General features: G+C 48.2%; 10 protein-coding genes. 3 read left to right on the top strand and 7 right to left on the bottom strand.

Translation table 11 applies throughout. From position 1 onward, the window contains the following. Positions 1 to 114 precede the first annotated feature (114 nt). A complete protein-coding gene (locus tag LIZ87_RS10640; protein ID WP_178316529.1) occupies positions 115 to 2,718 on the top strand; it encodes a cation-translocating P-type ATPase in 2,604 nt (867 codons plus the stop codon). A gap of 113 nt (positions 2,719 to 2,831) precedes the next feature. Beyond that, entirely contained in the window at positions 2,832 to 3,440 is a 609-nt protein-coding gene (locus tag LIZ87_RS10635; protein ID WP_178316528.1) for a cytidylate kinase-like family protein, read from the top strand. A gap of 191 nt (positions 3,441 to 3,631) precedes the next feature. Here the strand turns inward: LIZ87_RS10635 and LIZ87_RS10630 are convergent, their stop codons facing one another. From LIZ87_RS10630 to LIZ87_RS10600, 7 genes are all read right to left on the bottom strand, one after another. After that, complete coding sequence (locus LIZ87_RS10630) at positions 3,632 to 4,378, bottom strand: class I SAM-dependent methyltransferase (protein WP_227146896.1); 747 nt, start codon at positions 4,376 to 4,378, stop codon at positions 3,632 to 3,634. A gap of 108 nt (positions 4,379 to 4,486) precedes the next feature. Continuing rightward, complete coding sequence (locus LIZ87_RS10625) at positions 4,487 to 5,245, bottom strand: ABC transporter ATP-binding protein (RefSeq protein ID WP_178316526.1); 759 nt, start codon at positions 5,243 to 5,245, stop codon at positions 4,487 to 4,489. Continuing rightward, positions 5,242 to 6,357: a FecCD family ABC transporter permease gene (locus tag LIZ87_RS10620; RefSeq protein WP_227146893.1), complete on the bottom strand. Its 1,116-nt coding sequence runs from the start codon at positions 6,355 to 6,357 to the stop codon at positions 5,242 to 5,244. Before LIZ87_RS10620 ends, LIZ87_RS10625 begins: the two co-directional genes overlap by 4 nt. 50 nt (positions 6,358 to 6,407) lie before the next feature. Continuing rightward, positions 6,408 to 7,682: an ABC transporter substrate-binding protein gene (locus tag LIZ87_RS10615; protein ID WP_227146891.1), complete on the bottom strand. Its 1,275-nt coding sequence runs from the start codon at positions 7,680 to 7,682 to the stop codon at positions 6,408 to 6,410. A gap of 222 nt (positions 7,683 to 7,904) precedes the next feature. After that, positions 7,905 to 8,537: a hypothetical protein gene (locus LIZ87_RS10610; protein ID WP_178316523.1), complete on the bottom strand. Its 633-nt coding sequence runs from the start codon at positions 8,535 to 8,537 to the stop codon at positions 7,905 to 7,907. Between the two features lie 29 nt (positions 8,538 to 8,566). After that, on the bottom strand, positions 8,567 to 9,322 hold the full coding sequence (locus tag LIZ87_RS10605; protein ID WP_227146888.1) for a hypothetical protein: 756 nt from the start codon (positions 9,320 to 9,322) through the stop codon (positions 8,567 to 8,569). 82 nt (positions 9,323 to 9,404) lie between these two features. Beyond that, entirely contained in the window at positions 9,405 to 11,081 is a 1,677-nt protein-coding gene (locus LIZ87_RS10600) for a hypothetical protein (protein WP_178317448.1), read from the bottom strand. A 117-nt stretch (positions 11,082 to 11,198) separates the two neighbouring features. Between LIZ87_RS10600 and LIZ87_RS10595 the strand changes: the two genes are divergently transcribed. Then, the gene (locus LIZ87_RS10595) at positions 11,199 to 12,335 is read left to right on the top strand and encodes an AI-2E family transporter (protein WP_178317447.1); all 1,137 of its coding nucleotides are present in this window, start codon (positions 11,199 to 11,201) and stop codon (positions 12,333 to 12,335) included. The last annotated feature ends 361 nt before the right edge of the window (positions 12,336 to 12,696 follow it).

Raw genomic sequence — 12,696 nt, 5'->3', positions numbered from 1 at the left:
TTGATTTCCAGGATGAATCAAATTCGTCTCAGAGTCAGAGAATACTACTAATACCCTTTGGCCAGTTTCGCAGGACATGGCAGGCAGAAGCCTGGACATACGAGGAGGAAGAAGATGAAGGAGTATTATCAGCTGACAAAAGAGGAGCTTTTGTCCCAGCTCCATGTGACTTCACAGGGACTGACAACAGAGAGGGCAGGGGAGATCCTGGCTGAGAAGGGAGAGAACGTCCTAAAGGAAGGGAAGAAAAAGAGTACCCTTCAGGTATTTGCGGAGCAGTTTAAGGACCTTCTGGTGATCATCCTGATTATTGCCGCGGTTATTTCCATGGTATCCGGAAATGCAGAGAGTACCGTGGTCATCCTGGCAGTGATCGTGATGAATGCAGTGCTGGGAACGGTGCAGCATGAGAAGGCGGAGAAATCCTTAAACAGCTTAAAGTCCTTATCCTCCCCTGAGGCAAAGGTGCTGAGGGATGGAGAAAAGATAGAGATCCCTTCTGCAAAGGTGGTTCCGGGGGACATCCTTTTTCTGGAGGCCGGGGATCTTGTGGTGGCTGACGGAAGGATATTAAACAACTATTCCCTCCAGGTCAATGAGAGCTCCCTGACAGGAGAGTCCACCAATGTGGATAAGAGTGATGGCCTGATCCACGATGACTGCGCTCTGGCCGACAGGGCAAACATGGTCTACTCCAGCAGCCTTGTGACCTATGGACGTGCGGAGGTGCTGGTAACGGCTACGGGAATGGATACGGAGATCGGCAAGATCGCAGCCCTGATGAATGCCACAAAGGAGAAGAAAACACCTCTCCAGATCAGCCTGGACCAGTTCAGCAGCCGCTTGGCAGTGGCGATCATGGCTGTCTGCGGCGTGGTATTTCTTTTAAGCCTTTACAGGAAAATGCCCCTGCTGGATTCCCTGATGTTCGCAGTGGCTCTGGCAGTAGCCGCCATACCGGAGGCCCTAAGCTCTATTGTCACCATCGTGCAGGCCATGGGAACCCAGAAAATGGCAGGGGAAAATGCCATTATCAAGGAGCTCAAGGCGGTGGAAAGCTTAGGCTGTGTGTCGGTGATCTGCTCTGATAAGACAGGCACTCTGACTCAGAATAAAATGACCGTGCAGGAAATCTATGTAAATGGGGAGACTATTTCCATTGATAAGCTGGATCTCCACAGCCAGCTCCACCGCTACCTTCTCTACGATGCCATTCTCACAAATGACTCCTCTATTGTGGAGGGAAAGGGCATTGGCGATCCTACGGAATTTGCGCTGGTGGAAATGGGCCGTAAGGCCACCGTGGATGAGAACCTTTTAAGAGCTCTCATGCCCAGGCTGGAGGAAATTCCCTTTGACTCTGACAGAAAGCTCATGAGCACAAAATATGAGCTTCATGACATCCCAACGGTCCTTACAAAGGGAGCCCTGGATGTACTCCTGGACCGCACGGTGAAGATCCGTCTGGAGGATGGCGTGCGTGATATCACAGAGGAGGATAAGGAGGCGATTCTCCGGAAGAATCTGGAGTTTTCCCAAAAGGGACTGCGCGTTCTGGCCTTTGGCTATAAGGAGGTGCCGGAGGATTACGTGCTTTCCCTGGACAATGAGAACGGATTTACCTTCTTAGGCCTGATCTCCATGATGGATCCGCCCAGAGAAGAGTCTATGGCAGCAGTGGCAGATGCAAAGCGGGCGGGGATCAAGCCTGTGATGATCACAGGAGATCACAAGATCACGGCCACAGCCATTGCAGAGCAGATCGGGATTTTTGAGGAGGGGGATATGGCCCTTACGGGACGCGAGCTGGATGCCATGACGGAAGAAGAACTGGACGAAAAGATCACATCCATTTCCGTTTATGCTAGGGTATCTCCTGAAAACAAGATACGGATCGTGGATGCATGGCAGAGAAAAGGATGTATTACCGCCATGACAGGGGACGGGGTCAATGATGCTCCGGCTTTAAAGAAGGCGGACATCGGTGTTGCCATGGGTATCACAGGCACAGAAGTGTCAAAGGATGCAGCCTCCATGATATTGGCAGATGATAATTTTGCCACGATCATCAAGGCAGTAGCCAACGGAAGAAATGTGTACCGCAACATCAAGAACGCCATTAAGTTCCTGCTTTCCGGTAATATGGCAGGTATCCTGTCCGTTCTCTATACCTCCTTAGCAGCCCTGCCTGTGCCCTTTGCTCCTGTCCATCTGCTGTTTATCAACCTTTTGACAGACTCCCTTCCGGCAATCGCCATTGGAATGGAACCGGCGGAGAAGGATCTGCTGTCAGAGCCGCCAAGGGATCCGAAGACAGGTATCCTCACAAAGGACTTTTTACTCACCGTACTGGTGCAGGGCGCGGTCATTGCTGTCTGTACCATGACGGCCTTCCATGCAGGCCTGCGCACGGGAAACGCTGCCGTAGCCAGCACCATGGCCTTCTGTACGCTGACATTGGCCCGGCTGTTCCATGGTTTTAACTGCCGCAGCAGGCACAATATATTCAAGGTGGGCTTCTCCAGCAACTGGTACAGCCTGGGAGCCTTTGGCGCAGGTGTTCTGCTCTTAAGCCTTGTGATGTTTGTGCCCTTCCTGCGCACTTTATTCTCCGTGGAAATGCTCACAGGAGGGCAGATCGGTCTTGTGTACGGGCTGGCTGCTGTGCCGACTGTCTGTATCCAGGCAGGCAAGATTGTAAGGGATTTGAGGAAGTAGGGATTTCCATTCTCAGAAAAATGTGATAAACTGTTCAGAGAACGGCTGTTTCCAGGCCGGGCTGTAAACAGTAACCACGCAAAAGATGTATGGAGAAGAAAGGGGCACGCTTTATGGATAAGGTTATTACAGTAAGCCGTGAATTTGGCAGCGGAGGCCGTGAATTGGGAGTCAAGCTGGCAGAGGCCTTTGGAATCCCGTTTTATGACAAAGAGCTGATTTCCATGGCAGCAGACGATATCAATATTGCAGAGGAGGCCTTCCGGTACTACGATGAACATATTGAGCTGCCGGATCCCCTGGACCGCCAGAACTACCATGCATTTTCCGAGGTATATCAGATCCCCATGTCCGATCAGATCTTTGTGGCCCAGTCCAATGTGATACGCAGGCTGGCAGCCCACGGCCCTTGTGTGATCGTGGGGCGCTGTGCAGATATGATCCTGGAGGACAGCGTAAACCTGTTCATCTATTCCAAGATGAAGAACAGGATCAAGCGCATGCTTGCCCTGGAGCCGGGCTCCGATGAGCGTGAGATGGAGCGCCGCATCCGCGAGGTGGACCGCAAGCGTAGGGATTATTACCAGTATTATACTGGAAATAACTGGGGGCGCGCCCAGAACTACCATTTGAGCCTTGACAGCGGCCTGGTAGGAGTGGACGGCTGCCTGAGGGCAGTGACTGCTTATCTGGGTGAGCTGTGCGGAACAGAAGAAAAATAAAAGAGAGATAAAAATACCCGCTGGCTTCTGTATGCGGTATGACACACGCAGAAGCCAGCGGGTATTTTGTGCGTTGCGGGGGCGGTATTGCACTGCTCTTTGCCGTTTATTCCTGCGAAGCAATGAGCCAAGCAGCCGTGCCTGCATGGATATTTGGCGAATGCCGCGAGGGTCGAATACCCCGCAGCCTGCTACGGGGTATTTGACTTTACTGCTTTTAATATGAAATTTTTTATAATAGAATGATCGATCCCGCTGTCATCCTGAAAGCAATGGCGTGTGACATCTGCCTCCACATGTACAGCTCCGGCATCCAGCAAAAAGCCGATATCCCATTTCGGCCTCAGCTCCCTTGAAAGGGGAAGCTCACGGGCGATCTCGTCAATGACAGCAACATCGACATTCTTCATATACTCCGGGTTATGTCCATCGGAAAAATCCTTCTGCTGCCGTTCCAGGCGGTATTCTTCCATATAATAGTGGTTGTAATGGTTCCCATCGCAGTTGATGATGCAGCCGCCGGGCTTTAAGATCCGGAGCCATTCCCTGTAGGCCTTATCAGGCTCCTCCAAGTTCCAGGTCAAATTTCTGGAAACAACAGCGTCAAAGCTTTCCGCCTCAAAAGGCAGCATCCCAGCATCCCCTTTCAGGAAGCAGGCTGTTAATCCCCTCTGCCTCACAATGGATTCTGCCTGTGCCAGCATATCCTCAGAGTAATCTACTGCCGTCACCTCAAAGCCCAGGGCACAGAGAAGGACAGTGAAAAAGCCGGGGCCGCAGCCAATGTCCAGGACGCGTTTGCCAGGGATGCCAAGGAGGAGTCCTGACAAGCGGCTGCTCCATCTATCATATCCATGTTCCAGTTCTTCTAATATCTGTCTGGAAAAGCCCTCAGAGCGGGAGTTCCAGTAAGCTCCGATCGTATTTAAATAAGACATTTCTGCACCTCCGAAGATGATAAGAGTTTTCCAGAGCGCGCCTGGAGATTCCTTCCTGTCCCTGTCCTAGGATTTTGCAGGGCTTCTCGCGGGACACGCGCTGATGCCCTACAAGGGGGCGATGGGAACGGCGCTTAAGAAGCCGTTTTTTGTCCGTTCTACGCTGATCTCCACCCCGTATACCTTGGTAAGAAGCTCCGGTGTCAGGACCTGTTCCGGACGATCAAAGGCCTTTACCCTTCCCTCGTGGAGCAGAAGGAGCCTGTCTCCATACCGGGAAGCCAGCATCAGGTCATGGACAACAAAAATGGTGACAGCCCCCGTATCGCGGGTGTACTGCCTGGCCATGTTCATGACAATGAGCTGATGGCGCAGGTCAAGGGCGCTGGTAGGCTCATCCAGAAGAAGGACCTTAGGCTTTGAGATCATAGACTGGGCCATGGATACCAGCTGCTTCTGGCCGCCGCTTAAGGTGTTGAAGGGCTGCTTGCTGATATCGGAGAGATTCAGCGCTGTCAGGGTATCATTTACCAGCATCAGCTGTTCCTTTGTCACATGCCATTTTAAGTTGTTCACAAGGCCCAGGAGCACCATTTCAAAGACAGTCAGCTTTGTGCTTAAGTCTCCCAGCTGGGGCACATAGGCGATCTCCTCCCTTGATAAGGGCATGTTTCCGTCCCCGGAGAGGCAGACTGCGCCGGAATGCTTTGCCAGCCCGGCCACGGCCTTGATGAGAGTGGTCTTTCCGGCCCCGTTTCTTCCTATGACAGCTGTCATTTCCCCGCCACCAAATCCGGCAGATATGTGGTCGATGACCGTTTTGCTGCCAAAGGAAACCGTCATATCCTGAATATCCAGATGGATCATCTTCCTTTTCCCTCCCTCATGAGCAGTATAAACAGGAACGGAACGCCCACAATGGAGGTAATGATGCCCACCGGAAGCATGGATCCCTGTGAGAGCAGCTTTGCAGCTGTGGAGGCAACCAGCATGATCAGGCTGCCCAATATGGTGGTGACAGGTGTCAGGAACCGCTGGTCCTCACCTACCAGGAGGCGGGCACAGTGGGGAGCCACAAGGCCCACAAAGGCCACTGTTCCGATAAAGCCCACGGCTCCGGCGATCAGCAGGGCGCAGAGTAGAAAGACCGTGATCCGCAGGCCCTCCACATGGATCCCTAAGCTTTTTGCCCTCTCCTCCCCGGCAGTCAGAGCAGTGAGCTTCCAGCTGAGCCGGAAGATCAGGAAAAATGCACCTGCCAGTATTGCAGCGCTGACCCACACGCTGGCCCAGGAGGAGCGGGAAAGATTGCCAAAGGACCAGTTGGATATGATCTGTGCGATCTCAGCAGAGGCACTGTACTGGAGGTACTGCTGCAGGGCAGTGAAAAAGAAATTCATGATAATGCCTGTGAGTATGAGGGTATTGGTGTTTAATCCCTTTGCCTTCCCCAAAAAGAAAATGGCAGCAGAGACACCCAGGGCAAAGAGAAAAGCCAGGGAGGCCGTGCCCACCCACTGAAACCCGGCAATGGTAAAGCCTAAAGTGATGGAAATAGCGGCCCCGAAGCTGGCTCCAGCGGATATTCCCAGGGTGTAAGGGCTGGCAAGGGGATTGTTGGTAATGGTCTGTACCTGGAGCCCTGCCAGAGCCAGGGAGGCCCCTACAAATACGCAGGTGAGAGTCATGGGAAGCCGTATGGACCAGATGATGAGTGTGTTTACCGTGTCACCGCCGGGGCCTGCGGCCAATGTGGCCACGATCGTAGGAAGATCCATGCCGGAGGAGCCTACGCAGAGATCAATGAGACAGGCGATGGCAGCCGCCCCAAGGGAGACTGCCAGTACGAGCACACGCCGCCTGTTTATATGTTTGTAGATAGAAGCTGGAAGATTGTCATGCATATGGTAGTAGTTCCTTTTTGTACAGTGCATATAAGTCCGAAGGCCTAGGAGCAGCCAGTGTTTTGTCTCGTTCATGTTTTGTCAGACCGTGCCGAATATGAGGGGGACAAGACGCTGGTATCAGGCTACTGTGCTTTATTGCCCTGCCACTTGATATAGTATGTTCCGGTATGGTCCATTTCCGGGAGATATTTTTCATAGAAGTGTTCCATTTCGGCCTGGGGATCAATATCCTCAAATAAGTCAGGATAGATCATTTTGGCAATGGCTTCTGTATACACATAATCTCCCATAAACCGCAGGCTGCCATGGTCTACACCGTAGACCTCTCCGTTCTGGATCGCCGTCAGGTTTTTCCAGCCCTCCCGGCCGGTAAAGCCGGAGAGGCGCTCAAGAGCCATATCCTTTTTTACGGTAAGCCCCATGCGCATTTGGTCATTGCCGCTGTTTCCTCCTGTCCAGATAGAACCACCGATAATTATGATGTCCGGATTCTGTGCCAGGACGAACTCGCGGTCCAGAGGGCCATAGCCCTCGCTGGGATCAAGGACCTCATCTGCAATGTTGATGCCCCCTGCAGCGTCAATGATGGAACCCCAGAGGCAGCCGGTATAGCTGTTGCCGTATTCTCCAATGCCATTGTTGCCCAGCTCCATGTATACCTTTCTGGGCTCTTTTTCGCTGCTTAAGATGCGTTCCTGCACCAGATTGATGGCAGAGGTATAGTCCTTTATCATTTCCTCAGCCGTCTCCTCCCGGCCCAGAAGCCGCCCAAGGATCTCCGTGCTCTTTACATGGTTTTCCAGCTTCAGCTTATGGTAGTCCAGTACGACCACATGGATACCGGCTTTCTCAAATACGGGGATGGAGGTTTCATTTTCTGAATACTGGGAAAGGTTGATGAGAAGGACATCCGGCTTTTTTGTCAGGATCAGTTCAGAGTCCAGTACATCATCATGGTATCCGCCGATGCTGGTCTTATCCAGGATCTCAGGGAAGGAGGAGGTCATAGCGGTGTATTCCCCCATCCGTGTCTCCTTCCAGCCGTCCAAAGGCATGCCGATCACCCTTTCAAGGCTCTCACTGCCTCCTATGAGCATGAAATTCAAAATATAATTTCCTACAATAAAGGTCTCTGGCTTTGTGTCAATAGTGATCTCCCTGCCGGCAATGTCCGTAAAGGTGTAGGGGAAGCCTTCGGCATCGGGTTCTGCCTGAGAGGCAGGCTCCGGGGCGGCATCCACAGCAGAGCGCTCACCGGAAGGGTCTGTTGCCGGAGAATCTTTACTGGAAGCAGCTGCAGAAGAGCCTTTGCCGGAAGACGGCGCACATGCAGTTACAGAAAATGCCATAAGCCCTGCCAGAAGAAGGCCGGTAATTGGTTTGAAATAGTTCTTCATATCATAATTCCTCCTAAGATTTTGCAAACAAAAAACCACAAGAATAAAATCTCTCCTTCTGGGATGAGATATTACCTTCGTGGTTAATGTTGTTTACAGTATTGTGAAATCCGGCTACATTGCCGGTTGCAAAAACAGCTGGAGAAATGCACCTTCTGGGCATAATACCGCTTCCTGCGGCATGTATGGCTAAATAGTACCATAAATGAAAATAGGTGTCAACTATTCATTCTGTTCCGGCAATCTTTGTTCTATAATTAAGTCAAGCAGACGCGATAATAATACAGCCCTTTCCTTTTTATCATTTACCTCCTCTAAAACAGACAAAAAAGCTGAGGCCTTTTCTGTTTTTTGTGAGTAGGTCCGTTTAACTATAAAATGTATTTTTTCGATTTGTGGTTCCAGATTTTTAATATATTCCCGATATTCATCATTGCTCATTTGAAGCCCGGCAGGCAGATAGTAATAGGGTAGCAGAGTATGCTTGGCTATCATCAAAAAGCCCGTTATTGAGGCCAGCTCATCATGAAATATCTCTTTATTATGTATAAATTCCCAAAGACGCGCGTAAAACTCATCAATGGGCAGATTTTCTGATACAAGATAATCAATAAATCCATCTGTCAAGGTTTCATATTTTGGAAATAGCTGTCCCAGATTCCAATCCTTTAAGATTAAGGATTCCGAATCTTTATTATTGATGAATCTGCGGTGGTGTTGACTGACAAATTCCTGGAAGAGAAGTACTTCCTTTTCTTTTTCTTTTCTTAACCCCCAATAAATGGTTACTAAGTAATCAACCACATTGCCATTTGCTTGTTTTTCTGCTGCTTCTATTATTTGTTGTAGATCCATTTTTTTCCTCACGAGCCTATAATTATGGTTTAAAAGTTTCTCACATATGCTAGGTTTTCCGAGCGTTCCCTGTTGAATGCTAATTTGGAATGGTTATCCGGTTGATCATAATATGGCGATATTTGATAGCTGTTATTATTTTCCGGAACAATATATACGTTGGCTTGACGTCTTTTTGTTATTTCAATATCATTTTTTAAATTTGGTTCGGCTGTTGCAGACTGCTCTTCCCCGGCTTTCAGAACAGTATTTTCTTGAATGGTCCTGACATATTCATCACCTCTGGGTGTAGCAAAAAAACGTTTCTCCTGTCCAACTTTTTGGTACGTAATATACTTCTCGTCTTTTAATATGCCGGTAAGATGTGAAACAGCAGAAGAGGTTCTCTCGCCGGGCAGCTTTTCCAATAACTCTTTGCGGGAAATCCCAGGTGATTCAGAGATGATTTTTAAAGTCTTAAATTGCATGGAATTTGGCGATAATACCTTTTCTTCATAGGCCTGTAAATCTGATTCCATACAAATTTGCTTATATAATTCAGAGCTTCCCAGGACATTCCCTACCATATAGGCAAAATATTCGCTCTCATCCATATCATAGATTTTATATCTTTTGCAGCGGTCAATTAATTCATAATAGGAAAAATCTTGTTTTCTGGTGCCATCTTTTGCTGTTTTGGATAATTCAAAGATATAGCTGGAAACCATCTCTTCAGATACAGGCTCTTTTTTTTCAATAAGCTGACAAAAATACTTACATAATTTTGTAAACTTATTGTCTGCCATAACAACACCTCCTTTGCTGAAATATATCTCAATAATAGTTCATTTTTAATTCAACTTTTGCTCAATTTAGGACTTTATTATATCATTTCTTAGATTTCTTCGCAACTGAAATAACATGGTTTCTGCATCTATGGTAGGAGATATGAGGGGACTTTCCTATTTTTCTTTCAGAATGCCCTGAATAATCCAATTCTAATAAAATTATGCAGGAGTCCAGGCATTCAGTATCCTTTCTGCGGCATTTCTCAATGGGCTTTGTATACCCGGTCATTTCAGTTGCCTGCATCATTGGGACCGTACATAAACTCAGCTGGCTTCCCTTTACAGCTGCACATGCATTGCAGAGGACAGAGGTAACATAATAGTGTGAAGCATAACTTTTGTAGTGCCGGTTAAAAGACTGGACGGATGCACTATAAGCGGAAGTGAGCAGAAGGAATGGTTCAAAGCTTTTTACCAGATATTCTGTAAAGTTTCCGTCAATCACATCTCTGCATATGGAGGGAAGAGCCCGGCCTACGAATTCAATATCCAATAATAAACTTTCCTTTCCAGGCGTTGTCAAACGCTCACACATTTTATATGTGTTAGAATCTTCGGTATTTGGAGGTAATTGGGTAAATGGTGAATATTTGTAATAAGTTCCCAATTCATTCCCCTGCTCATCTAATAAATGCATGATGTTGTTATCAGATTCATGCCAGGTTGTTCCGGTAAATACTGCAATGAGTGATGACTCTTGCATCCATACCTCTGGACGCTTTTCTTTAAACCATAGCTTTATTCCCTCTAAAATTTCCTGACTGGTAAAAAATTCAGGAAGTATTATGATATTAGCACCATGTCGAATTGCAGTTTCTATCCATTTACAATGTTTTTCAATGCTTGTTTTCTGGTCGTTTGTATATTTTACGCGAAATGTACTGCCGGGAGTACTATCTTCATCGAATTCAAATGAGTTTGGTTTCTGATTCGGAATGATGGCAATTTTGAGAATTTTATCTTCTATTAATTGCGTGCGTATCTTCGTCCTGCCTTCATGAATAGAAAATGGTTTTATCTTGGGATAATTACATGTTGGAAAAAAATCAGCTTTTTTCATGAGCAGAAGCGTAGAAAGCGCATCCCTGATTCCTCCGCTGCTAACGCTTGAGCGGAAGCTGTACGTTGTTTTTATGGTATCTAATAGAGAATGCTTGTTTTTTAAATATACCAATGATCCAGCCCTATCTGTATGATTCAGAGGACCGTTTGATGAAAATTGGAATTTCATTTCAAATAGAAATTCTATATATAAGTCTATCCCCATTAATATTGACATAAACACGGCTGCTTGATTTGTTTTGTCATCCCCAAAAGGAAGTGCCTTATCTGCAAAATGGTTTATGAGATTCCAAATGCTGTCTGCCTGAGTAGGAGGAAATGGCTCCTCATAAAGAATTGTTTTTACATCATTTTCTAATTTCAAAAGTCCCTTTAAATTGGGATTTGACGTTTCTGAAGTTTTCCCTATATCCATATATTGAGAAATGAATACCGCTTCCGGCATATCCCCAATATAAGATACGATAAGATCATAGCAAAGGGCTGCCATATCAAAATAATTTTCACAGGAATACCACTTTTTTTCTAAGGACTGCTTAAACTGCATATTACCCTCTCTCGGAAAGGAATTCATTAGTAGCGTATTATATTTATTGTACCAGGATAATGGTTCAGAAACCAGTTCTATAAATGACATTTTTGCTGCTACTTTCACTGTCTTCTGTCCAGACCAGGAATATTTCCCCATCCGCCAACGCCCGGTATATTTTTCTTGAGTCCGTTTATAATAAGAGGGTACAAAGGAAGTACGAATCAAAAAACAGGTGAGTCCATGGAAAAGCCGGGAAAAAAACTGAAGAAACTTTTTATCATAATAGGAACCACGGGAGCGGTGTATGCAGGGTTCAGATACCTGCTTCCTCTCGTGGCTCCTTTTTTGGCGGGTTATGTGTTTGCTCTTCTTCTGCGGCCCTCTGCCCGTTTTTTCTCCTATCGTCTTCGGGTAACGCTCCGGGGTAGGCGCCGTCATGTGCCTGTGGGAGTGGTGGGAGGAGTGGAATTGCTTCTTGTACTTGCCCTTCTGGGAGGGCTTTGCTACCATTTGGTCTTAAAGCTGTGCGAGGAGGGGAAAATGCTCATGCTGCAGCTTCCCCGCTGGCTGGAGGCTTTTGACTGCTGGCTTACCGGAAACTGCCGTTTAATGGAGGAGGCCTTCGGACTGCGTCAGGATTCCCTGTGCCGCCTGGCAGGAGAAATGCTGGCCGACCTTACGGATATGGGAAGATCCGCCGCCATGCCTTTTCTTATGGAAAATTCCATGACAGCCCTGCATTTTCTGGCAAAAGCCGCCCTGGTGGGGCTGGTGTCCTTCCTGGCTGCGGTCTTAAGCCTTCAGGAAATGGAGGAACTGCGGGACCGCCGGGATCAGTCCATGTTCCGCCGGGAATTTAACCTGATCGGAAACCGGCTGGTGCAGACAGGAAAGGCCTGGTTCAGGAGCCAGGGCATTATCCTGTGCATTACTACAGCCCTGTGCATTGCCGGAATGCTCCTCATAAAAAATCCTTATTATCTCATGGCTGGGATCGGTATCGGTATTCTGGATGCCCTTCCTATTTTTGGCACGGGAACTGTGCTCATTCCCTGGGCTGTGATAGAGATCGTGAGCCATGAGTGGAGACAGGCCCTTATCCTCTTAGGACTCTACCTGGTCTGCTACTTTGTGCGCCAGATACTGGAGGCCAGGCTGATGGGCAGTCAGGTAGGGCTTTCTCCTCTGGAAACCCTGGCAGCCGTGTATGTGGGGCTGGAATTATTTGGGTTTCTGGGCTTTATCCTGGGGCCATTAGGACTGCTCCTCATTGAGGATCTGACAGAAATGTGGGCTGGAACCTTGAGTTTCCGCAATTTGCGCTCCGGGTGCCGGGAGGGAGGCCGATGCTCCGGTTTCGGACCTAAGAAGCACTAAGCCCCCTGATTTTTCCTAAAAGCCAGAGAGGCACGGGCGCAACTCGCTGCGCTCAAACAATCATTGATGCCTCTCTGAACGGAAAAAACAGCGGACTAAGTGCTTCTAATGTCCTGCAAAGTCGCTTCGGCCTCCCTCCCGGCACCCGGAGCGCAAATTGCGGAAACTCAACGGTCTCCATTGACAAATAAAGCATTCTGGCGTAAAATCAGATTTACGAAAAGAATCTATCCGTTCCATGATAGACGACACACAGCGATGAAGGGGAATAGTAAGCATAAGGCCCGGACCAGAGAGAGGAACACTGGTGGAAGTTCCTTGCGGAAAGCGTATGCCCAACCGGCCCTGGAGCTCTGCATGA

The organism is Lacrimispora sp. 210928-DFI.3.58 (assembly GCF_020554865.1).
GTDB lineage: Bacteria > Bacillota > Clostridia > Lachnospirales > Lachnospiraceae > Enterocloster.
Note: the sequence above shows the minus strand (reverse complement) of the source record. Positions and strands in the feature narration are given on the sequence as shown.